Below are 23,053 nucleotides of genomic sequence, written 5' to 3' on the forward strand. Positions count from 1 at the left end.
GAGCCGCCGACCGAGACCGTCCGCCGCGAACTGAAAGAAGAACTGGGCCTCGACCTGCACCCCGGACAGCTCCTGTGCATCGACTGGGTGTCCCCACACGGCCCCTGGGACGACTCACTCATGTTCATCTTCGACGGCGGCATCCTGAACGAGCACCAGATCGCCGACCTCAGCCTGCACGACAACGAGCTAAGAGGCTTCAAATTCTGCACCGAGGAAGAAGCCGCCAAACGCCTCCGCCCATACATCTGGCGCCGCACACACGCAGCACTCGACGCTCTACGAGCGGGCACAACCCCATATCTGCAGGACGGGCATCTCTGACAACGCCCCTGCCGCACGAGCATCGACCGAGTGTGACTGGCCCGTCGCTAGCGCTGGCGCCCACTGCTGCTGTCAACCCGGGCCGGTCTTGATGAGGCGCACGCGCTGGGCGATCAGACTCGGGCGGGCTCGCTAGCCGGCGGCCAACCGAGGGAGCGTGGTCCCTGCTGAAACGCTCCATGGTCAACTTCTTGGCCACGGATCTGACTATCTCTTTGACATGATCAAGCACCAGGTTAAGGTGATCCAGCACCACCCCGGCGTCATCAACGGCTACCTCGCCTCCACAGACCTCACCCTCAACTCCACACCCGCCATCACCAGAACCCTGGTCAGACCAGAGCAGAGCGGGTTAAGGGTCGGCGAAGCCGATCGTGTCAACGACGCCCCAGGCGTCCTAGGCGCACCCCATGGAGGCGAACACTGGCCGCACAGAGGAAGACGACGGTGCCCGGCACGCTTCTTAGGCCCGCACTATCAGCGCTCCGACGCTCACGTCCCCGACCACGCATTGAGGTGTGGGCCGTAGCGGTTCGTCAAAGCGGTTGCGGAGGCTGTTGCTGTACTCATGTGCTGTATGGCGGATCTTGTTGGGCTGGGGTGAGTAGACGGGTAGTTTGAGGGCAGGCGGACCCGGAGCCGCAAGACTGGCAACGGCCTGAGCATCGAAAGCCGTGCCGCAGCGATCGTCCCCAGCCATTGGAGCCCTCCATTCCGCTCTGGTGATCAATAAGCCAGGATGGTGCCGTGACCGGTGGGCAGAGTCATAGGAGGCCACTGATCACGTCGCTGCAGGCGCGCCGATGCCCAGTTGTGACATGATTGCGTTGTTCCCGGCACGGGATCCTACTTCTCGGGAAGAATGGCTGGTTATGAGCAAAGGGCGCTGGGTGCTGGTGATCACGTGTGTGGTGGTCGCAGTGCTGGCTGTGTTGTTGTGCGTGCTGAGCTGGGACTGGGCTAACAAGGTTGCAGCGTCGGTATCAGCGCTGGCGAGCGTCGCTGCGGTGGGGATTGCGGTGTGGACGGTACTAGCCAGGGAAAGCGGCACTAGGGTGCGGATCCACAACTCCGGTGATGCGACGGCGACCCGGGGCGGTAAGGCCTCGACCGGCGTGCGTGGGCCTGCCGATGCGATGGGTGAGGCAGTGGTGGAGGACAGTGGCAATGCTAAGGCCTCCGACGCCGGAGAGGCGTCCACGGGAGTGAATCTGACCTGACAGCCTGAACCAGGGAGGAACAAGGCTGGTGGCAGCACAATGAAAAGCGTGCGCGGTTCGGTTAAGGAGTCGGGCCCGGCGACTGCGGGGCCGGGTTCATACGCCAATTCGGGTGTGCACATCGGTGATGTACACGTGGCGTCGTTGCCGGTGGCCCGGTCGGAGTACCACAGACAGGTAGAGCGCGTCTTCCCGGGCGAGTTGGAAGGACGGGAGGCTGAGCTGGCCGAGCTGACCGAGTTCTGCACTCGAGCGGAGGGGCGATGCTGGGCTTGGTGGCAAGCGCCAGCGTGGTCGGGTAAATCTGCATTGCTGGCTTGGTTTGTGCTGCATCCCCCTGAGGCGGTGCGAGTGGTGTCGTTCTTTATCACCGCGCGCTTTGCCGGTCACAACACTCGGGCGGCGTTTGTAGAGGTGGTGTCGGAGCAGTTGGCCGAGGTCGCCGGTGAGCCTGCGCCGGTGTTCCTGGCGGAGAATACGCGTGAGGCGCATCTGCTGGGGCTATTGGGCCGGGCGGCCGACGCCTGCCGCGAGCAGGGGCAGCGACTGGTCCTGGTGATCGATGGGTTGGACGAGGATCGCGGAGTGACGACAGGACCGGAGGCGCACAGTATCGCCGCATTGTTACCGGAGAGTCTTCCATCGGGCGTCCGGGTGGTGGTCTCCGGGCGTCCCAACCCGCCGGTGCCCTCCGATGTGCCGAACGGGCATCCGCTAAGAGAGCGCCACATTATCCGGCGGTTGAGTGCCTCGCCCGCAGCAAAGGTAATCCAGAACCTTGCCGTGCGTGAGCTGAAGCATCTTTTGCAGGGCTCCCCAGCTGAGCAAGATTTGCTTGGTCTGGTCACTGCGGCCGGTGGTGGCCTGTCTGATGCAGATCTGGCGGAGCTGACTGGGTGGGGCACCTGGGAGGTGGCCGAGCACCTATCGGCGGTGTCCGGGCGGACGTTCACCTCCCGTGCCAGCCGGTGGGCTGCGCAGCGCCGGCCGGAATTATATGGGCTGGCCCATGAAGAACTGCAGATGATGGCCGCTGAACGGCTGGGCGCGCGGCGGATGGAGGCATACCGGCAGCGGCTCTACATTTGGGCGCAGGGTTATCGGGACGAAGGATGGCCGCCGGAGACCCCGGAATACCTACTGCGAGGATATTTTCCAATGCTGCGGGCGGCCGGTGACCTACCTCGCATGATCGAGTGCTGTCTGGATTCGGGACGCCACGACCGGATGTTGGATCTTAGCGGAGGCGATGCTGCAGCATTCTCTGAAATTGCCACAACCAAGCAGCTTATAGGTAACCAGCAAAAGATCGATCTGGTCGCAATGGCAAGGATTTCCATTACGCAGGATCGCCTCACGCAACGAAATGAAAGTATGCCAACCGAGTTGCCTGCACTCTGGGCAGAAATTGGAAATGAGGCACGTTCCCAGGCTCTTATTAACTCGATTACTGACCCTTTTGCGCAAGCGCGAGCGCTCACGACTCTAATTCAGTCCCTCCAAAAAATAGGTAGGCTAGATCAAGCGGATAGGTTTATACGCAATACCGGAAGTTCCTTCGCACAAGCACGGGCCTTTGCGGCATTGGTAGATGCCTTTATAGATGTTGGCCGAATTGACGCCGCAGAGGCTATAGCATGCTCGACATTTTTCCCACATGAACGGGAGTGGGCCCTGCCCTCAGTAGTGGAATTCCTTGTGGAAACGGGTGCGCTTGACGAAGCACTTGGGCTAGCGGAATCGGCTACCGGCTCGTCTGCACAAGCGCAAGCCCTAGCAACTACAGCAAAGGCGTATATTAAGACCGAAAATGCTGCTAAAGCCCAAGACCTCGCCCGTTCGGCTGTTGACTTGTCTACACGCGCCCAAGTGTTGTCCGCAGTAGCGGAAGCCTACGCAGAAGTCGGCCTTGCCGAGGAGGCCCGTCATTCTGTCCGCGAGGCTATGACCCTAGCTGATTCAGAGTCTGACCCAGCGAGGCAAGCATGGGTATTACTGGGGGCAGTCAAAGCTTATTTAGCAATTGGCGATTTCGACACAGCCGAGGCGACAGCGCGTTCAATCACCAATCAATCTGCGCAAGCCCAGGCGCTTATTGCTCTAATAGAGAAGCTTGTACGCGTTGGTCGTCCAATGGAAGCAGAGTCAATGGCTCATTCCATTACCCTTCCGTTCGCACAAGAAGGGGCCTTGAGAATAGCCGCAAAAGCGCTGACTCAAACGGGCGATCTTGACAAGGAGAGGCCAACAATAAATCCAGTCCTGACATCTCTTTCTCGAAGCGCAAGTGCGATTGGAGTCGTGGAAGCGTGGGTAGAAGCTGGGGACTTCGCTCGAAGTGAAGAGGTGACCTTATCCATCGCAAACCCTTATGACCAGGCATCTGCATTGAGTACCTTGGTGAATGGGCTAACCTGCGCGAGAAAGATCGATAAAGCAGAGGAGATCATTAAATCCGTTCGTGAAGCCTGGGTGCAAACACACGGGCTAGTTGCATTGGCCACCACACTTGCGCAACTTGGGCAGTTCGAGAGAGCCCATGGCATTGCTTCGTCCATCATTGCCCCATCAGGGCGCGCAGCTGCGCTGGCTTCCCTTGCTAAGGCATTCGCGGAGAGCGGAGATTTCGAGCAGGCCAGGCATTACGCTTACCAAGCTGAGACCGCCGCACGAGCCGATGTTTACCCTGGAAGGCAAGTGTCCGAGTTGGCTAGCTTTGTGCAAGCATTGACGATAGCTGGCGACTTGGAGAACGCTTGCATTCTGGCCAAGAGAGCAGAAGATATTTCCCGCTCTATCTCTGATCCATACTGGCGGGAAGGGGCTCTGGCTGAAGCCGTAGAGGCGCTCCTAGCAGCGGGTAGGTGGCACGATGGCGATTCCCTAGCTAGTTCTATTTCTGGATTATTTGAGCAAGCTCGCGCCCTGGTTGCTCTAGTGAGCTCTCTGGCAGAAAGAGGGCTTTTCGAGCGGGCTGAAGATACGGCGATGAATGCCCCCACCCCATTGGCCAGCGCTAAAGCACTGAGTGCATTGGTGCAGATTCTGGTGAATGCCGGTGAACCGGTAAGAGCATGCGGGATTGCACTAAAGGCCGAGACCGTGGCAATGTCAATTTCCTATGATAGCGTGAAAGCGAGAGTGCTAACTGATCTTATACAGGCTCTAAGGGCATTTGGCAATCTGGAACAACTTCAGCGCTTGTCCAGTACAGTTGAGGAAGTTGCGCGACATATCCGAGATCCGTTTACGCAGGCTTCGGTGCTTACATCCCTCGTGGAAGCTCTTTCGGGTACCTGCGATCACTCTACCCTTGAAAGAATTGCACTGTTGCCGACAGCCGCCTCCGCGCAAGCACAAGTACTTTCTTCCGTGGCGGCTGCGTACGTGGACTCAGGTAGGCCCGATAGGGCTGGCCCCCTCGTTCGTCAAGCCGAGAACTTGGCACCTTCAATCCATGATCCAAATCTGCGATCTTGGGCATTTTCGGCAATTGCAAAGACTCTGATAAAGATCGGAGATCTCGATAAAGCTATGGCCATAGCCAGTTCTACTATCAACTCGTTTGCGGAAGACCAAACATTGAGGCAGTTGGTCGAAAAAATGATCGAATCCAACGAACTAGCCAAGGCGGAATCGATAATTGCTTCCTTTGCTAATCCGTTTGCGCGTGCAAACGGATTGGCGCTGTTGGCGGAGGCGAGTAGTTCTAGACGTGCTCGAGAACTCCTGGCCTCAGCTTTCGCTCAAACTCCTAACTACACAACACTATTGTCTACCTTGGCAAAGATTGATCCAGCCGCAGTTACTGCGATTGCCCAGAGTGCGCCGCCCGCGTAGTAGCCGTTGTTGGGGGCTGGTCCGTCCGGAGAGGCAACATGCCCAGGCCCGGGCCGACCGGCGGCGACCGCGTAGCGGGCTTCTTTGAAGTTAGAGATAGCTCTAATCAGAGTTGTTGGATGTTCATGTTTCCTGTCCCGCGAGATGCTTGCCACCTCTGTCCCATCACATGCCTGACGGATACCTGTTCGGCTTGGCTGTCGCGTGTTCGTTTGCGGGCGTCGCGTTTCAGGGAGGCCAGGATTGGCCCTGGTGGAGTTGTCGGTTGTTGAGCAGCGGTATCGGGCAGCACTGCAGTGCCGGCGACCGCGGCCACAGCGCGGGCTGGAGCGTCGCAGCAGCCGTACACGCCCGGCTGGGGCTACTGCCGAGCTGGCGGGGCTGACAGACGGGCCGCATCGGATCGCCCCGCAGGTGCAGGCACTGCTGTGTGAATTTTGGCTGCCGCACGAACTCGCCCGTCAGGGCGTGGACCCGCTTCCGGTGACTGTGACGCTATCTCGGACGCAGACCCGCAGCGGCCTAGCTGCGGTGAACAGCCCCGTGCAGGGGGCGCCGAATCAGCCGTGGGAACGCGACGCGCTGATGCAGTTCGGCAGAACGATATCGGTGCCGACGTCTGTGCCGATGGCCGCAAGGTCAATCCGCCAACGGCGACTATGAGTACTCCCGGTTCATCGTCATCGCTGGTTCGCGGGCCTCCGCCCACGCGTCTGCGCGGCCTTGGCGGCGCCGGGCAGGCTGCCTTGGCCGGTAAGCAACACCTACCATCACAACTGTCGTCGCTGGCCACCATCGGCAGAAAGCCGACTTCCATTGCGCTAGTGCGGTAAGGCGTTTAGCGCCTTGCCACCGTTGTCCTACCTGACGACAGCGGACGTCCTTTGGTGCTTCCAGCGGCCTCTTAAGGTTGTCGGCTTGGAGGCAGGCACCGCCTATGCGGTAGACGCACGGGTCACGTGTACGGGCGTACCGGCCCGTGTCGGCGGCTGAGTTGCTCGGTGGTCGGCGGGCCGGGGATGACCGGGGGCAGATGCATCCGCAGGCGTTGATCTTGCCGTCGACGGGATGAAGGCTGCGCCACGGGGTCGTGAGTGGGTGGTGTGGCGTAGGGGTGAGGCTTGGGTGGCCGGAGCGCGCCATCTGGTGTCGGTCGGTCTTGGTGGCAAATGATCAGAGGCCGATCTAGGATCTCTCCAGAACCGGCCTCTGACCTAGTTGTTCTCGGTGAAGCTGAGGGGCTTTGAACCCCTGACCCCCTCGATGCGAAGGAACGCGTACGCGGCAGAGGGACCCCCGCTGAACTCTGCTCTAGGCGGGGCGGAGGTTCGGGGTGTCGGTTGTTCTCTGGGCGATGAGGTGGTCGGTGATTACTGCCTGGAGTTCGGCGATCTTGGCTTTGGCCTCGGCCAGTTCCTTCTCTGCGTCTGGGGTGGGTGGTGGGCCGGTTGGGGTTGTGCGGATCTTGGCTAGGGCTTCTAGGGCGGTTTCGTCGGCAGTAGGGAGGGTGTGGAGGTAGCGCTCGGTCGTGGAGATCTTGCGGTGGCCGAGGCGTTCCTTGACGACTTGGAGGTCGGCGCCACCGGCAAGGAGCCAGGAGGCGTGGGCGTGGCGTAGGTCGTGGATGCGGGGTGACCAGCCGAGGTTGGCTGCAGCTCGGGCCGGATACCAGCAGCGGACGCGGAACCAGTTGGCGGAGATGTGCGGGTCGTCGTCGATGACGCGGGGCTTGCGGGGGTTGTCTTTGCCTTGGGCGCGGCGCTTGGCGCGGTACGCGGCGTAGGCGGCTCGACAGTGGCGGCACTTGCACTTGCCGATGTTGTAGCCCGTGGTCGTGCCGTGGGTGTAGGTGCGGCCGTTCGGTGCTGTGAAGGTGAGGGTGTCGGGGTCCAGGAGTTCAAGCTTGGGTGGCTCGTTTCTGCGACGGCTGAAGAAGAGGTCGTCGGGGGCGAGGTTGTTAGCTTCTGCGTGGGCTTTCAGCTTGGCGACGATCTGGGGGCTGAGCTTGAAGCGGCGCCAGCGCTTGCCCTTGGGGTAGTCCTTCACCAGGAAGCGGCGGCCTTCGGGGTGGAACTTAGGGACCAGTTCGACCACGGAGCGGCTGACGGTGAGGATGCCGGTGGCGAAGTCGAGGTCCTTGACGCGCAGTTCGCTCAGCTCGCCCCAGCGGAGGCCGCTCTCTATATCGGTCTCGACCAGGAGTTGGGCTGTCGCGTCTGGGAGGGCCTCGTAGATGCGAGCGAACTGTTCGGCGGTGATGATCTGGCGCGGCTTCTCGGGGACGGGGTCGGTCTTCACCCCGCGGCTGGGGTGGTAGACGAGCACGCCGTCGTTGACCGCTGTCGTGAAGATGGCGTTGAGGATCGCGGTCTTGCAGTACTTGATGCTGTAGGCCGAGGCGCCCTGCTTCTTGCGGTGGGTGATCCACTCGCGGACGGTCTCTGAGGTGATGTCCTGCAGCTTCATGTCGCCGAAGTACGGCATGACGTGGGCGGCGAGCGCGTAGGCGTAGTCCTGGCGGGTCGATGCCTCGATGCGGTGGTTCGGGAACCAGCGCTCCTCTACGTAGGTGCGGAAGGTCTGCCGGGCGCGGCGGGGGTCGCCCGCCTTGCCCTCGGCGATGCGGGCCTCGGCTCGTTGCCAGGCTCGGTCGGCTTCCTTGCGTGTCGCGAAGGTGCCGGCCGTCTGGCGGACGCCCCGGGCGTCGTCGTAGAGCGCTTGGTATCGGGTTCCGTTCGGACCCTTGCGCTTGCGTGTGAAACCCATGATCCCCCGAAGATCATTTGTCACTCATTTGTCACTGGATCATGGAAATCCGAGCGACATCGACGAGCACGGGATGGCATACGAAACAGCCTCTGACCTGCAGTTTAGTGGGTCAGAGGCGATCTTCGGCGAAGGTGATCCAGCCGCTTCCAAACTGGCTACGCGGGTTCGATTCCCGTCGCCCGCTCCCACTGAGAAGGCCCAGGTAGGAGCCCTGTTTTCCCACCTGGGCCTCGCTTTTCCTCAAGCTCTCTTCGGCTTCCGTGCCCGTTGCGTGCCCGATCGTTTCGGGGTGCCCTTGTCACTCTTGTCACTGGCCCGAGCGACCTTGAACGCCTCCCCGAGCGCCGCCGCGATCGCCTTGTCCCGATCCTGGCTGGCGTGCTGGTAGATCAGCGCCGCCCTGGACGACGCGTGCCCCATGCGGGACATCAGCTCCTTGAGGCTCGCGCCCGTGGTGGCCGCCAGGGTGTTGCCGACGTGCCGAAGATCGTGGAAGTGCAGATCAGAACCTGAGCCGCTGCATCTGCCAGCCGATTGCGGACCAGCAATCGACGAGACGACCCATGACCTTGACGCCCCATCTCCCAGTCGCACAGCTTGAATCACTGCACTCGGCCGCTAGCCGACACCCCAGACAGTCACCGAGGCCAGGGCCAGCCCCGTGCGTGGACGATCGCGTCCCGCAACTCGTCAGGGTTGAGCGCCTCTACGAGACGAGCGCCATCCCCGAGCCGGACCATCGCCCACCACGAACCGGTGGCCTCCCCGTACCAGGCCCACACCCCGGAGAACTCGCGTTCGATCTGCGCGGCGACCGGTCGCCCGCTCATCTCGTCCGACAGCACCACGGGAACCGCACCCATCACGACCCGCCGTCCGGCGGGCTGGCGAAAGGCACCGCCAAGACCCGCGCGATCAGGTTCGCCGCCGTATCGGTCTCCAGCAGCGGGCACAACGGCTCCAGCTCTGGCGGAGACTGGCGGGTCGGCCCGGCCCACACCCACAGCCACCACAACACCCCCTCATGCCGACGGCACAGCACCTCCTGCCGCATCCCCGGATGCATCAATGCCCCACAGGGGTCATCGGGGACGGGTTCACCGGCCGGGTTGCTCGCCCGCACCGCACCATGCCCGTACACCTGCGCATCCAGGCCCCGCAGCTTCAATGCGTCGACCAGCGCCAGAGCCGCCGGACGCCACGCCGTGTCCTTGAGAGGCTGCCTGCTCACCACGTCCATGACTGAGAACTCCCAGGGGTTGAAGCGGGACCGGCGGACGAGCGGACGGCCAGAACCCCACCCGGCCAAGCGCAGCCGCCACGGGGGCGAAGCGACCGCACCACCAGTCGCCCGCAACACCCGCCGGCCCCGCGGCTTCACCTACGCCGCACGCGTCTTGCGCGTCGGCGCGCACCAGCGGCACGGCGTGCGCCGCACCGGCGGACCGGAGTCACCCAGCGTCCCTACGAACCCCACACGGAGAGGAGAGACGAACTTCCAGCGACGGCCGCCGCATGAGCGGCGCCCCGGCTTGCCGGTTCCCTGCTGCTGCGTCATGCCGACCAAGGTCCACCAAATTCAGAACGGCACCCATTCCCGGGCGATATCCCGCGACGGGATATACGCTCAGCGAAGACCGGTTACGCGGAGGGAGACTCGATGTCGGGACGGGTGTCAGACCCGATCGTCATCCCGGACTCACTGTGGCAGCGCCCGCAGATGATTGAAGCCCTGACCACCCGCGACATCCGAACCGTCTTCCACCTGTTGCGCCAGTACGCAGGCGCCAGCCAAACCCAAATCGCGATCGCCTGCGGCATGTCGCAGGGCAAGGTCAGCGAGACCATGAAGAAGGGCGGCCGCCAGGTCACCACCCTGGAGGTCTTCGAGCGCATCGCCGACGGCCTCCAGATGCCCGACCCCGCCCGCATGACCCTGGGCCTGGCCCCGCGCACCCTCCCCACGTTCACCTTGCCGACCACCACGAAGGCGACGATCATCACATCACGGGATGCCCCCGCGGACTTGGTTCCGCCCGCATTCCTGGGTTCCCTGGACATAGATGCCGATGTCGAGGAAGGGGACCCCGTGCACCGCAGAACCTTCGGCAAGCTCGCCGGAGCCAGCGTGTTCAGCGCCATCCTCGCCGACCTACCGTCCGACGGCGCAACGCTGGAAGGCGTCGATGCATTCGCCGCCGCCCTGGCCGGATACCCCGCCAGCAACGACGACCCGGCCCCGGCCGCCCTCAGCATCGCCCGCCTGGACGCCGCCGTAGCCGCAGCCAAACGCAGCTACCAGGACTGCAAGTACTCCACCGTCATCAACTCCCTGCCCGCCCTGCTGGCAGACCTGCGCAACGCCTGCGCCATCTACGACGGAGACGCCCGACTCCGGGCCGAAGCGCTCTCGGCCGAGGCCCACCACGTCGCCGCGAGCATCCTGCTCAAACTCGACCACGAAGGGCTCGCCTGGCTCGCAGCCGACCGCAGCATGCAGGCCGCCCGCCGCAGCCAGGACCTCACGACCATCGGGTCAAGCGCCCGCATCATCACCCATGCCCTGATGAACGACGGCCACCACGGCGCCGCCACCAAGACCGCCAGCACCTACGCCGAACGCATCGACCACGACATCGACCAGCGCACCCCCGACTTCCTGTCCGTCTACGGCGCACTCCTCCTACGCGGCGCGGTCGCCGCCGGCCAACGCTCCGACCGTCACACCGCCGCCACCCTCCTGGACGAGGCCGAAGCCGCAGGCCGCGAACTCGGAGGCGACTACAACCACCGATGGACCGCGTTCGGCCCCACCAACGTCCAACTCCACCGCGTCAATATCGCCCTTAAGCTCGGCGACGCCGGAGCCGCCATCCAGCACGCCCGCGCCGTCGACCTGGGCCGCATCCCCCTCACCGAACGCAAAGCAAAACTCCTCGTCGACACCTCCGGCGCCCTCACCCAATGGAGCAAGCACGAGAAGGCATACGAGGTCCTGCGCTACGCCCACCAGTTCGCGCCCGAGGAGATCTCAGCCCGCCCCGCCGTCCACCGCATGCTCGGCGACCTCATGGCCACCGCCCCGCCCAGCATCAAGCGGCAACTCAAGGAGTTCACGACAGAAATCGGGGTGCGCCTGTGACCGACGACGAGCGCCGCCGCGTCCTCTACATCATCGTCTGCGCAGCAGGCCCCGCCGGCGACGTCGGAAAACTCGTCACGCTCGCCCACCAACGAGGCTGGGACGTCCAGATCATCGCCACACCCTCAGCCCTGGACTTCATCGACGCCGAGGCCCTCGAAAAGCAAACCGGCCGCCCCATCCGCAGCCAATACCGCAAACCAGGCGAATCCCGCTCACCCAAAGCAGACGCCATCATCGTCGCCCCCGCCACCTACAACACCATCAACAAATGGGCCGCAGGCATCAGCGACACCTACGCCCTAGGCGTCCTCGCCGAAGCCCCTGGCCTAGACATCCCCGTAGCAGTCCTCCCCTTCGTGAACACGGCACTAGCAGCACGTCACCCATTCCAGCAGAGTGTCAAAGACCTAAGGAACGAAGGCGCTAAGGTCCTACTCGGCTCCGGAGGATTCGAGCCGCACGCTCCCGGAACAGGCGGCAGCAAAATCGAAACCTACCCATGGCAGACAGCTCTAGACGAGGCCGAGCACGCACTTCCTTCTCTATAGGAATGCAGTCCATATGATCTATGCTTTTCTGGCTCGAATCATATGATCGCTCGATGCGTGACGGTTAACGGTAGCCGAGCTCCCTAATCTTGGCATCGAATCGCTCTCCGAGCCACTTACGCGTAGCGGCGAGTACTACGTCAACGCTCCACATCGCGGTGGTGATTTCGCCAAGCCAAACGCCCCTCTTCATGCCGAGAACCTGCCCGAAGCGTTCAAGCAACGGCTCCGACCGATAAGGTGAATCAGCATAGAGTATCGCCGCCAGCGATGTGACCACAAGTCGCTTTCCCCTAAAGCCGACTTGCTGACGAAATATTACTACCTTGTATACTTCTCCCCAAGGGACGTCCAATCGCTGGCCATCCAGGGCAAGGGTGAAGCCTTCACTGTCCAGTGTGGCCGGTGACCCCGCGGCAGCACGCCCCTTAAAACCCCGAACGACATAGGTCAGATACAAAGGCTCCAGCCCGGCCGCCAGAATCAGCATCGGCAGACCAGCAAGGGACCCATCAATCAGTATTCCCAGGCTGACCGCTATGAGTAGTGCGAATCCTGTAGCGCCAGCCACTCCGATGAACAGTTTCGTGTCCGATCCCGAACTGCGACCAAGTCGGATACGGCTTGCCTTAACATCATCCATGATCGATAACCGCCAGTGAACGCTTGAATGAAGTCAACTCGCTTCTCGCGACAGGGAAGCAAACCCATAAAAAACCCTCTTGAGTGGATTTCAGTTTCGGAGGATCCAATCCTCGATCGATGTACTTGCTTGTAGAACGTCCCGTGCGACTCGCCGTGCATGTGACTGATATATATCAGACGGTCCGGTTTGCGCACCTTGCCGCAACTGGCCAGGCCATCCGGACATGCAGCGAACACCCCTTCGGGTCGGAGGGCAAGGCGATCCCAGAACGGGTGTAGAGCCGCTCCCGAGACTTGTAGTGAACAGGGCTCTGGCCCTGATGATGCTCGAGTTCGCTGCCGAATTGGGCTGTTTGGGATCAAGGGGCGGCGGCGCTCGGGCCGCTGCGCGGCCCCGCGCCTGGCCGCCCGGAGCGTGCGGCGTGGGCGCCGGTCACCGGACGGCCGCGCCGGGCCGCGCATCGCGACGCGTCCGCCGGCCCCGCCCCGACCGGTCGCAGCGGGAGCGCGCCGCCGCCGTAGCGTATGACCATGCCCACCACCCCCGAGGCGCGCATGGCGCACTGGAAGCGCTGTATCGGCGAACGGCCCAAGTGGCCCTTCCATACGCCCAGCCGATGCACCGATCCACTAAGCATCGCGGCCCTGCACGACCACCTCGTACAGGTACACGGCGTTGCTCCGTACTACCTCACCGGCTGGTATCCCGAGATCAACACCTGGGAGCGACTCCTCCGGCGTCATGAGGAGGAGCACCGTCCTTCCGGGCTGGACTCCCACTCGCACGCAGACATCCCGGACGTGAGCTGGCCCTAGCCATCGCCGATGGGCGGAGGAATACGCCTCAGTACGTCTCGCGCACGAGACTTCGCCGGTGCGGGGACGTTGCAAGCTGGGCTGGAAGGGTGCGGGGCTCCCCCCGGACCCCGAGCTGTCGAGGATGGCGGCGGACGGAACCTGTCAAGGGCGCCCTTCGGGCGTCACTGCGTGATGGCTTCGCCACCCTTGACAGAACCCGTCCGCCGCTAAGTGCAGGTCTCGTCGGGGCCGGGGGGAGGAAGGTGGGGGCAGAACAGCGGCTACGCCGCACGGCCCAGCGGTGCGGAAGCTAGGCGACCCGGCCGACGTGTAGAACCATGATGGCTTGGTCTTCCGGATAGATCTCGTACGGCGACCGCGGTGTGGTGAAACTGGTGATCCCCCCGGGCGGGCGGGGCGGCTCGGGACCAGGGCTGGGGTGCGGGTGGCAGAGAGCCGAAAGGAGAGGGCCGGGGCGGCGGGCTGATCGTCTACCTCCGATCAGGAACATGGAGATGGATGATCGGCCCCCGGAGCAGGCGCAACCATTGACCGCGATGGCCTGCTCTTCGCGAGGATCAGCACGGTCACGAATAGTGTGGGCGCTGTGAGCGACAGGAATCCCGGTGGGCCGTTGGACCTGGCGCAGTTGCGGACGTTCCTGGCGGTCTACCGGGCCGGCTCGCTGACGGCGGCGGCCCGCCTCCTCGGCCTCTCCCAGCCCACGGTGACGGCCCAGCTCCGTTCGCTGGAGACCCGCATGGGGCGGCAGCTGTTCGAGCGGCTTCCCCGCGGTGTCGCGCCCACGGCCGCGGCCGATGACCTGGCCTCCCGCCTGGCCGGTCCGATGGACGCCCTGGAGGTCGTCGCGGGCGGCGGGCGGCTGGAGCGGGAGGTTCCGGAGCCGCCCGTCCTGCTCGGCGGACCGGCCGAGATGCTGGCAGAGATGTTCGTCCCGGCGCTGGCGCCGCTGGTCGCGCAGGGAGTGCGGCTGCGTATCGTCATGGGCCTGGCGGAGGACCTGCTCACCGGGCTGCGAGCCGGCCGGTTCGACCTGGTGGTCTCCGCGATCCGTCCCCGAGGCCGCACGCTCATCGCCGAACCGCTCGCGGACGAGGAGTTCGTCCTGGTCGCGTCCCGGGAATGGAGCCGGCGCCTGGACTCGCGGCTCCTCGCGCGGGACGGACCGGCCGCCCTCGCCGGTGTCCCGCTGATCTCCTACGCCGGCGACCTGCCGATTCTGCGCCGGTACTGGCGGCACGTCTTCGGCGTCAGGCTGGACGGGGAGGCGGCGATCGTCGCGCCGGACCTGCGGGCGGTCAAGGCCGCCGCCGTCGCGGGCGCGGGCGTCACCGTCCTCCCCGGTTATCTGTGCGTCCGGGAGCTGGCCGAGGGCACGCTCGTCCGCCTGCTGGATCCCGAGGACCCGCCCATCAACACCGGCTTTCTCGTCCAGCGTGCGGGTGCGCGACCCGGGCCGCACGTCCGCCTCGTGCGCGATCGCCTTTTCCAGGCGGCGCGCGCCTGGTGAAGAACCTGGCATCAGGATCCTGATGGGAGTCATTGACGACATCATTGGAAGCTTGTGGGCGGAGTGTCTAGGTTGAACGGGCTGTTAAGGGCACGTCACCTTGGAGAAACATGTCGAAGATCCTTTTTGTGTTGACCGGCGCCGACCACTGGACGCTCGCCGACGGCACCGAGCACCCCACGGGCTTCTGGGCGGAGGAGGCCGTCGTGCCGTACCGGGCGTTCAAGGACGCCGGGCACGAGATCGTCGTCGCCACCCCCGGCGGTGTCGCTCCTCCCGTCGACCAGGCCAGCCTGTCCGCCGACGCCAACGGCGGGCAGGACGGGGCCGACGAGATCGCCGCGGCCCTCGCCGCGATGACCGAGCTGCGCAGCCCGATCCGGCTGGAGGACGTCGACGTCGACGACTACGCCGCCGTCCTGTACCCCGGCGGCCACGGCCCGATGGAGGACCTCGCGGTCGACGCCGCCTCCGGCGACCTGCTGATCCGAGCACTGGAATCGGGCAGGCCGCTCGGGGTGGTCTGCCACGCGCCCGCCGCGCTGCTGGCCGCCCGGAAGCCCGACGGCACCAACGCCTTCTCCGGTTACCGGGTCGCCGCGTTCACCGATGCCGAGGAGACCCAGGCCGGGTTCGCCGACCGCGCCACGTGGCTCCTGGAGACCCGCCTGACCGAGGCCGGGCTGGACGTCCGGGCCGGTGAACCGTGGGCGCCGAACGTGGTCGTCGACCGCAACCTGGTCACCGGGCAGAACCCCGCCTCGGCCGCCCCTCTCGCGGCCGAGATGCTCAAGAGGCTGGCCTCCTGACCGCAGGGGCGCCCCGGTCGGCGCGGCCGACCGGGACACCCCGCGCCGTGGAGCTTTCCGGGGAGCGCCGCGTGGATGCGGGCGCGGGCGAATCGCCCGTTCGTCACTGGACCATGGAAGTCCGAGCGACATCGACGAGCGCGAGATGGCATACGAAACAGTTCTCGTTCTCGTGTCCGGGCCTCGCTGTTTCCGTCCCCGCCGCGTCAGATGGGGGTAGTGGGGGTCAGAGGGTTCGGGCTTGGGCTGCTGCTGTTGCTATCGCCTTGGTGAGGTTCTCCGGGCGGCGGCCGCCCGCGTTGGCCAGGGCGCCCTTGCCGCCGGCGCCGCCGCCGACCTCGCGTGCCGCGTCGGTGAGCAGGTCGCGGGCCTGGACGCCGGTGCGGGGGCCGGCTGCCGCGACCAGTTGCGCCTTGCCGCCGGACGCGGTGCCGAGGACGGCCAGGCCGCGGCCGTCGCCGGAGGCGACGATGGCGGACGCGAGGGTGCGCAGGTCCGCGGCGGTCGCGTCGTCGATCCGCTGCGCGACGAGCCACCCGGACGGTACCGGTTCGGCACGGGACGCCAGGCGCTCGGCGAGCGCGTCCAGTTCGGCGCGGCGGAGGGCGTCGAGTTCGCGTTGCGTCTCGGCGAGCAGGTCGAGGCGCTGCCGCAGCCGGTCGGGCGCCTGGTCGGGCGGGACGTTCAGCAGCGCGGCGAGCTCGGTCAGCAGCGCCCGTTCGTGGTCGAAGTGGCGGAGCGCGTCGGGTCCGGTGAGCGCCTCGATGCGGCGCAGGCCGGTGCCGATGGACGACTCGCCGACGATGTGCACCGGCCCCGCCTGGGATCCGTGCCCGACGTGGGTGCCGCCGCACAGTTCGCGGGACGCGTCGCCGATGTCCACGATGCGGACGGCGTCACCGTACTTCTCGCCGAACAGCGCGACCGCGCCCGCCGCCTCCGCGTCGGCGCGGGACGCCTCCCACACGCGCACGTCGGGGTCGTCCGCCAGGTACTCGTTGACGAGCGTCTGGACGGTGCCGGCCTCGGGCACGGAGGAGAAGTGCGCGAAGTCGAACCGCAGGCGGCCGGGTTCGACGCGGGATCCGCGCTGTGCCGCGTGGTCGCCGAGGACGCGGCGGAGCATCGCGTGCAGGACGTGCGTGGCGCTGTGCGAGCGGGCGGTCGCCGCGCGCCGGTCCGCGTCCACGGTCGCTTCCGCCTCGTCGCCCGGACGGACCTCGCCGTCCACGATCCGGACGGTGTGCACGTGCAGGCCGTCGATGCCGGGGCGGGTGTCCACGACCTCCAGGACGGCGCCGGGCGTGCGGATCGTGCCGGTGTCGCCGACCTGGCCGCCGCCCTCCGCGTAGAACGGGCTGCGTGCGAGGACCACCTCGAGTTCGTCGCCCTCGGACGCGATCGAGGTCGTGCCGGTCCCGTCGAGGAGCGCGACGACCCGGGTCTCGGCGGTGGTGGAGGAGTAGCCGACGAAGTCGGTGCGGCCGTGCTCGGCGACGACCCGCCGGTACAGGTCACGCCGCGCGACCGCGTCGCCCTTGCGGTCCTGGCCTGCGCGGTGCGCCTGCCGCCGCTGCTTCTCCAGCAGCTCCGCGAACGCGTCCCCGTCGACGGTGAGCCCCGCGGACCGCGCCGCGTCGAGGGTCAGGTCGATCGGGAAACCGTAGGTGTCGTGCAGTTCGAACGCGGTCTGCCCGGAGAGGGTGGTGTCCGCCCGGGAGATCGCGGACTCCAGCAGCCGGGTGCCCTGCCGCAGCGTCCGCTCGAACCCGTCCTCCTCGGCCGCGACGACCCGCTCGATCAGTTCCGACTGCCGCTCCAGCTCCGGCCACGCCCCGCCGAGGTTGCCGACGACGCTGCCCGTCACCGGCGCCAGGACCGGCTCGTCGATGCCGAGCCGGCGCGCGTGCCGGACCGCGCGGCGCATCAGGCGGCGCAGCACGTAGCCGCGGCCGTCGCGCGCGGGCAGCACGCCGTCCGCGATGAGGAACGCGATGGCCCGCGCGTGCTCGGTGACGACGCGGAACGACAGGGAGTCCTCGCCGCCGTCGCGTCCGGGGTAGGGGCGTCCCGCGAGTTCCTGGACGAGCCGGAGCGTCGGCGCGAGCAGGTCGGTCTCGCAGACGGTGTCCACGTCCTGCAGGACCGCCGCGAGGCGGTCGAGGCCGAGCCCCGTGTCGATGTTCTTCGCGGGCAGTTCCCCGAGGATCGGGTAATCGCCCTTACCGGTCCCTTCGCCGCGCAGGTTCTGCATGAACACGAGGTTCCAGAGTTCCTGGTAGCGCTCGCCGTCCACCGCGGGCCCGCCCTCGCGGCCGAACGCGGGACCGCGGTCGTAGTGCAGTTCGGAGGACGGCCCGCAGGGGCCCGGCGTCCCCATCGACCAGTAGTTGTCCGCCATTCCGAGCCGCTGGATGCGCTCGGACGGGACGCCGACCCGCCGCCAGAGGTCCTCCGCCTCCGCGTCGTCGAGGTAGACGGTGACCCAGAGCCGTTCCGGGTCGAGGCCGTAGTGGCGCGTGAACAGCTCCCACGCCCAAGCGATGGCCTCCGCCTTGAAGTAGTCGCCGAACGAGAAGTTGCCGAGCATCTCGAAGAACGTCGAATGCCGGGTCGTCCGGCCGACGTTCTCGATGTCGGACGTTCGCGCGCATTTCTGCACGGACATCGCGCGGGGATGCGCGGGCTCGGTCTCGCCGAGGAAGTACGGCTTGAACTGGTTCATGCCCGCGTTCGTCAGCAGTAGCGTCGGATCCGGCGGGATCAGGGGGCCGGACGGGACGACGCGGTGGTCGCGTTCCCGGAAGAAGTCCAGGAAGGTGGAACGGATCTCAGCAGAGCGCATGGGACGGCCTCACGAGGTCGATGGGATGACGGCGCACACCGCCGAGCCGGGCCGGGCACGACTGCTCGTTCCCCAGCTCGGCGCGGCTAGCTCGCCGCCCCACCTCGTGAAAGACCATCGGACGCTTCCGTTCGCGGATACCTGCCTACAACGCTAACCGAGGCGACCCCCGCTCCGCGAAACAAATTCCTTCGCTTCGCGGCCTGCGGCTCTCCTACGGTTTCCTCGTGTACGTGTACGCGGGCCCGCCCGAACTCCTCGCTCAGGTGCGCCCCGGGGTGATGGGCGCGCCCATCGGGTCGTCCGCCGACGTCGACGGCCTGACGCCGGATGACGAACCGTTCACCTACGTCGTCGACCTTGAAGGGACGCTCCGCATCGCGCCGCGCCGCAGCGAGCACGTCGCCTGTGCGGGCGGACGTCCCGTGCTCGCGGCCGGTGAGATCGCTTTCGAGCGCGTCCACGGCGAGTGGTGCGTCACCGAGGTCAGCAACCAGTCGACCGGCTACTGCCCCGACCCGGCTTCGTGGCGGGAGGTCGCCGAAGCGCTGGACCGTGCGGGGATCGCGCGTCCGGACGGCTTCACCGCGACGTTCGTCTTCCGGCACTGCCCCGGCTGCGGGGAGCTCAACGTGGTCAAGGACGAGGACTACGTGTGCGTGTTCTGCGGGTGCGGTCTCAGCGGGCTCAGCGGGCCTTGAGGGCTTCGGTCTCGGCGGTGCGGGCGTCGTAGGCGGCGCGGGCGGCGTCGATCTCGCCGAGGTGGGTCTCGGCCCAGGACACCATGGTGATGGCGGCGTCCAGGAGCGTCGCGCCCATCGGGGTGAGGGTGTAGTCGACGCGGGGCGGCACGACCGGGTAGACGGTGCGGGCGACGATGCCGTCCCGCTCCAGGCCGCGCAGCGTGACGGTCAGCATGCGCTGGCTGATGCCCTCGATCTCGCGCTTGAGCTCGGTGAAACGCAGGGTCCGCTCGCCGAGCACGGCGATCACCTGGAGCGACCACTTGTCGCCGATCCGCTCCAGGATCTCGCGGCCCCGGCAGCCGGCGGCGGTGTGCTCGTTGAGGTTCATGGTTATCTCCAGGGAACCGAGGCAGAAAAAAGTGCCTTCTTGTGCGGCCGGCGCGGTGGTCCGCACCATGGAGGCGGTTCCTGAAAGGAACCGCCTTACTGGTCATAACCAAGGAGACACGATGACCGCGGAACTTGTCGAGATCCCGGACTACGTCGCCGGAACCTGGACGATCGATCCCCTGCACTCCGGCGTCGGCTTCACGATCCGGCACCTGATGGTGAGCAAGGTTCGGGGCCGCTTCGCCGCGTTCGAGGGGACGGTCGTGACCGGGGACGACCCGCTGCGGTCGGAGGTGACCGCGACGATCGACCTCGCGTCGATCGACACCGGCAACGCGCAGCGCGACGAGCACGTCCGGTCCGCCGACTTCCTGGACGTCGAGAAGTACCCCGAGATGACGTTCCGGTCCACCGGGGTGCGCGCCGACGGCGACGGCTTCCTGCTGGACGGCGAGCTGTCGCTGCACGGCGTGACGAAGCCGGTCACGCTGGACCTGGTGGTCGAGGGGTTCGGGCCGGACGTGTTCCGGCAGGACGACCCGTTCAAGGGCGCCCGCGCCGGGTTCACCGCGACCGGCGAGATCAGCCGGCTGGAGTTCGGCGTCGGCGACGCCGCGACCGTGCCGGGCGGCAAGCTCGGGCTGAGCGACAAGGTCGAGATCGTCCTGGAGATCGAGGCGGTGCTCCGGACGGACTGAGCCGGCCGGAACGAGCCCCACGAAGCGATCCCAGCGGGGCGATCCCGCCGAACGCGCTGTTAACCGTCCGTTCCCCGCCGGTTCGCCGCCGCGCGGGCGCGGCGCCCCATGATCGGAGGGGACAGGACGGAGGGCGCGGATGCCGAACGGGACGTCCGGGGCACGCCCGCGGCCGGCCCCGGACGGCGCCGCCCCGGTGGAGCGGCGGGGGCGGCTGGCGGCGCCGTGGATCGTCGGCGGGCTGACCGCGGTGATCACGGCGGTGACGACGTCGCTGGACGCGTTCAGCCTGCCCGCCCCGGTGCAGGGGGCCGTCACGGCCGGGGTCGCGGTGCTGGCCGGCGTCGCGGCGTGGGGCGCGCAGCAGGCGGAGCGGGCCGCCCCGCCGGAGCGGGCCGCGGGCGGGGTGACGCCGGCGCAGCTGCCGCCGGTGATCGCGCACTTCACCGGGCGGGACGCGTCGCTGGCCGAGCTGCGCCGGACCGTCGCCGCCGGGTCCGGGTCGCCGGCGTCGCCGCTGGTGGTGTCGCTGCACGGGCCGGCGGGCGTCGGCAAGTCGGTGCTCGCGGCCCGGTTCGCGCACGAGATCGCCGACGGGTACCCGGACGGCGCCCTGTACTTCGATCTGCGCGGCGCGGGCGGGGCGCCGGTGCCTCCCGAGGAGGTGCTGCTCGGGTTCCTGCAGGCGCTCGGGGTGCGGCTGGCGACGGACCCGGGCGGGCTGCCCGAGCTGCAGAAGCTGTGGTGGACGTGGACGCGCGGGCGCCGGCTGCTGGTGCTGCTGGACAACGCGCACGACGCCGCGCAGGTGCGGGCGCTGCTGCCGCCGGGCGGCGGCTGCGCGGTGCTGGTGACGTCGCGGCAGTCGCTCGGCCTGCTCAACGACCTCGACCGGCGGCTGACCGAGTTCACCGCCGGGCACGCGGTGGAGCTGCTCGGCCGGCTCGCCGGCCGGGACCGGGTCGCCGCGGACCCGGAGGCCGCCGCCGAGATCGCCGAGCTGTGCGGGCGGCTGCCGCTGGCGATCGGGATCTGCGGCGGACGGCTCGCGGCGCGCGAGTCGTGGACGCCGCGCGTGCTGGCCGACCGGCTGCGGGACGAGCGGCGCCGGCTCGGCGAGCTGGAGCGCGGCATCGACAACGGCGTCCGGGCGAGCCTGGCGCTGAGCTACGACGACTGCAGCCCGACGCAGCGGCGGCTGCTGCGCACGCTCGGCGTCCAGGCGGCTCCGGACGTGCAGGCGTGGGCGGCGGGCGCGCTGCTCGGGGTGTCGGATCTGGAGGGCGAGGACCTGCTGGAGGCCCTCGTGGACGCCCAGCTCGCGGAGTGCTCGGGGACGGACGCGACGGGCCGGATGCGGTACCGGCTGCACGACCTCGTCCGGCTGTACGCGCTGGAGCGGGCCGAGCGGGAGGACGCCGAGGACGAGCGGGACGCGGCGGTCGAGCGGCTGCTGGACGGGTACCGGGAGCGGGCGGAGCGGGTCGCGGCGAGCCGGTGGCCGCAGGACTGGCACCGGGGGTTCGGGCAGGTCCCCGATCTGGGGTTCTCGGCGGTCGACTGGCTGACGAGCGAGCGTCCGGCGGTGCTGGCGCTGCTCGGGCAGGGTGCGGAGCGCGAGATGTGGACGCTGGTGTGGCGGCTGGGGCGGGCGGCGTGCTCGCTGTTCCATTCGCTGCGGGTGTTCTGGCCGGAGTGGAAGGCGGCGGCCGATCTGACCTGCACGGCCGCCGGGCATCTGGACGACCGTTCGCTCGGCATCGCGCTGCTGGAGCGGTCGTCGGTGCGCGGCAACCAGGGGCAGATCGACCTGGCGCAGGAGGACGCGGCCGAGGCGCTCCGCATCTTCACCGGCAACCGGGAGATGTGGTGGCGGGCGCGCGCGCTGAGGTCCACGGGCATGTGTCTGCGGGACGCGGGCAACCTCGACGAGGGGCAGCGTTACCTCACCGAGGCCATCGACGCGTTCGAGGCGGAAGGCGACGCGTGGTGGCAGGCGCGGACGCGCCGCAACCTCGCCGAGCTGCGGCTCGCGCAGCGCCGCTACGAGGAGGCCCGCGAGCTGCTGGAGAGCGCGCTCGCGGTGTTCCAGCGGAGCGGCAACCGGTACTCGGAGGCGCAGACGCTGCGCGCGCTCGGGGAGGTGCTGGCGTCCGAGGCCCGCGCCCTGCGCGGGTCGGGTGACGACGCGGCGGCCGAGGTCAAGTACAGCCTGGCCGCGCCCGCGCTGGAGCGCGCGGCCGAGGCGTTCCGGCTGCGCGGCGAGCAGTGGGAGGAGGCGCGCTGCCTGCGCGCCGCGGGCGAGGTCGGCGATCCGCGCAACGGGCTGCGCGAGCTGGCGTTCGTGCGGACCGCGGAACGGGTGCTCGCCGACCTGGGCGACACCTGGGGCGTCGCGCGCACCCGCGTGTCGGAGGCCGGCGCGCTGGCCCGGCTCGACCGGTACGGGGAGGCCGCCGACACGGTCCGGCGGGCCGTCGCGGAGTTCGACGGGCTGGGCGACCGGTGGTGGCAGGCGCGCGGGAGACGGACGCTCGCCGAGATCCTGCTGGACGCGGGCGACCGCGCGGCGGCGCGGCGGCCCGCCCGCGAGGCCCTCGACCTGTACCGCAGCCTGGGGAACGCGGCGGGGGAGGAGCGGGCCCGCGCCGTCCTCGCCCGCACCGGGCCGCCGGAGCCCCGGACGGCCGAGCCGCCGCGCCGCGCGCCGGACGAGCCGGAACCGCCGCGGGCCGGGCCGCCGGGGCCCGCGCCGGCGGAGCCGGGACCCGCCCGGAGCGAGCCGCCGGGGGACTAGCGCCGGCG

The 23,053-nt window shown here is 67.4% G+C and carries 18 protein-coding genes; 11 read left to right on the forward strand and 7 right to left on the reverse strand.

What is annotated here, in order from left to right; genetic code table 11:
* The 3 genes from ABT299_RS42475 to ABT299_RS42485 form a co-directional block, all read left to right on the forward strand.
* Nucleotides 1-324: NUDIX domain-containing protein (locus tag ABT299_RS42475; RefSeq protein ID WP_500254222.1), on the forward strand; the 324-nt coding region annotated here is incomplete at its 5' end.
* Between the two features lie 890 nt (nt 325-1,214).
* The gene (locus tag ABT299_RS42480; protein ID WP_500254223.1) at nt 1,215-1,544 is read left to right on the forward strand and encodes a hypothetical protein; all 330 of its coding nucleotides are present in this window, start codon (nt 1,215-1,217) and stop codon (nt 1,542-1,544) included.
* A 201-nt stretch (nt 1,545-1,745) separates the two neighbouring features.
* Nucleotides 1,746-5,384 (forward strand): hypothetical protein, encoded by a 3,639-nt coding sequence (locus ABT299_RS42485; RefSeq protein ID WP_500254224.1) that lies wholly within the window; start codon nt 1,746-1,748, stop codon nt 5,382-5,384.
* A 1,311-nt stretch (nt 5,385-6,695) separates the two neighbouring features.
* Here the strand turns inward: ABT299_RS42485 and ABT299_RS42490 are convergent.
* The 4 genes from ABT299_RS42490 to ABT299_RS42505 all read right to left on the reverse strand — a co-directional run bounded on the left by ABT299_RS42490 (nt 6,696) and on the right by ABT299_RS42505 (nt 9,393).
* A complete protein-coding gene (locus tag ABT299_RS42490) occupies nt 6,696-8,150 on the reverse strand; it encodes a tyrosine-type recombinase/integrase (protein WP_500254225.1) in 1,455 nt (484 codons plus the stop codon).
* 243 nt (nt 8,151-8,393) lie between these two features.
* Nucleotides 8,394-8,759, reverse strand: a complete 366-nt coding sequence (locus tag ABT299_RS42495) for a tyrosine-type recombinase/integrase (protein ID WP_500254226.1) — start codon at nt 8,757-8,759, stop codon at nt 8,394-8,396.
* A gap of 32 nt (nt 8,760-8,791) precedes the next feature.
* Nucleotides 8,792-9,016 carry a hypothetical protein gene (locus tag ABT299_RS42500; RefSeq protein ID WP_500254227.1) on the reverse strand — a complete coding sequence of 75 codons (225 nt, stop codon included), beginning with the start codon at nt 9,014-9,016 and terminating at the stop codon, nt 8,792-8,794.
* Nucleotides 9,016-9,393: a hypothetical protein gene (locus ABT299_RS42505; RefSeq protein WP_500254228.1), complete on the reverse strand. Its 378-nt coding sequence runs from the start codon at nt 9,391-9,393 to the stop codon at nt 9,016-9,018. The genes ABT299_RS42500 and ABT299_RS42505 overlap by 1 nt, the downstream gene beginning before the upstream one ends.
* A 420-nt stretch (nt 9,394-9,813) precedes the next feature.
* Between ABT299_RS42505 and ABT299_RS42510 the strand changes: the two genes are divergently transcribed.
* A complete protein-coding gene (locus ABT299_RS42510; protein ID WP_500254229.1) occupies nt 9,814-11,295 on the forward strand; it encodes a helix-turn-helix domain-containing protein in 1,482 nt (493 codons plus the stop codon).
* Nucleotides 11,292-11,846, forward strand: a complete 555-nt coding sequence (locus ABT299_RS42515; protein WP_500254230.1) for a flavoprotein — start codon at nt 11,292-11,294, stop codon at nt 11,844-11,846. The genes ABT299_RS42510 and ABT299_RS42515 overlap by 4 nt, the downstream gene beginning before the upstream one ends.
* A gap of 64 nt (nt 11,847-11,910) precedes the next feature.
* Here ABT299_RS42515 and ABT299_RS42520 read toward each other — a convergent pair whose 3' ends face one another.
* Nucleotides 11,911-12,489 (reverse strand): hypothetical protein, encoded by a 579-nt coding sequence (locus ABT299_RS42520; RefSeq protein WP_500254231.1) that lies wholly within the window; start codon nt 12,487-12,489, stop codon nt 11,911-11,913.
* Between the two features lie 533 nt (nt 12,490-13,022).
* Between ABT299_RS42520 and ABT299_RS42525 the strand changes: the two genes are divergently transcribed.
* The 3 genes from ABT299_RS42525 (at nt 13,023) to ABT299_RS42535 (ending at nt 15,629) form a co-directional block, all read left to right on the forward strand.
* Nucleotides 13,023-13,307, forward strand: a complete 285-nt coding sequence (locus ABT299_RS42525; RefSeq protein ID WP_500254232.1) for a hypothetical protein — start codon at nt 13,023-13,025, stop codon at nt 13,305-13,307.
* A 589-nt stretch (nt 13,308-13,896) separates the two neighbouring features.
* Nucleotides 13,897-14,820, forward strand: a complete 924-nt coding sequence (locus ABT299_RS42530) for a LysR family transcriptional regulator (protein WP_500254233.1) — start codon at nt 13,897-13,899, stop codon at nt 14,818-14,820.
* Between the two features lie 110 nt (nt 14,821-14,930).
* Nucleotides 14,931-15,629: a type 1 glutamine amidotransferase domain-containing protein gene (locus tag ABT299_RS42535; protein WP_500254234.1), complete on the forward strand. Its 699-nt coding sequence runs from the start codon at nt 14,931-14,933 to the stop codon at nt 15,627-15,629.
* Between the two features lie 226 nt (nt 15,630-15,855).
* Here ABT299_RS42535 and alaS read toward each other — a convergent pair whose 3' ends face one another.
* Nucleotides 15,856-18,474: an alanine--tRNA ligase gene (gene alaS / locus ABT299_RS42540; protein ID WP_500254235.1), complete on the reverse strand. Its 2,619-nt coding sequence runs from the start codon at nt 18,472-18,474 to the stop codon at nt 15,856-15,858.
* 227 nt (nt 18,475-18,701) lie between these two features.
* On the opposite strand from alaS, the gene ABT299_RS42545 reads away from it, so the two are divergent.
* On the forward strand, nt 18,702-19,175 hold the full coding sequence (locus ABT299_RS42545; protein WP_500254236.1) for a hypothetical protein: 474 nt from the start codon (nt 18,702-18,704) through the stop codon (nt 19,173-19,175).
* Here the strand turns inward: ABT299_RS42545 and ABT299_RS42550 are convergent.
* On the reverse strand, nt 19,162-19,548 hold the full coding sequence (locus ABT299_RS42550; protein WP_387031036.1) for a winged helix-turn-helix transcriptional regulator: 387 nt from the start codon (nt 19,546-19,548) through the stop codon (nt 19,162-19,164). The two genes, ABT299_RS42545 and ABT299_RS42550, sit on opposite strands and share 14 nt — an antisense overlap.
* 121 nt (nt 19,549-19,669) lie before the next feature.
* On the opposite strand from ABT299_RS42550, the gene ABT299_RS42555 reads away from it, so the two are divergent.
* Both ABT299_RS42555 and ABT299_RS42560 read left to right on the forward strand, forming a co-directional pair.
* The gene (locus tag ABT299_RS42555; protein ID WP_190865151.1) at nt 19,670-20,248 is read left to right on the forward strand and encodes a YceI family protein; all 579 of its coding nucleotides are present in this window, start codon (nt 19,670-19,672) and stop codon (nt 20,246-20,248) included.
* Between the two features lie 139 nt (nt 20,249-20,387).
* The gene (locus ABT299_RS42560) at nt 20,388-23,045 is read left to right on the forward strand and encodes an ATP-binding protein (protein WP_500254237.1); all 2,658 of its coding nucleotides are present in this window, start codon (nt 20,388-20,390) and stop codon (nt 23,043-23,045) included.
* Nucleotides 23,046-23,053 lie beyond the last annotated feature (8 nt).

The organism is Spirillospora sp. NPDC000708, assembly GCF_040299565.1.
Taxonomy (GTDB): Bacteria; Actinomycetota; Actinomycetes; order Streptosporangiales; family Streptosporangiaceae; genus Spirillospora.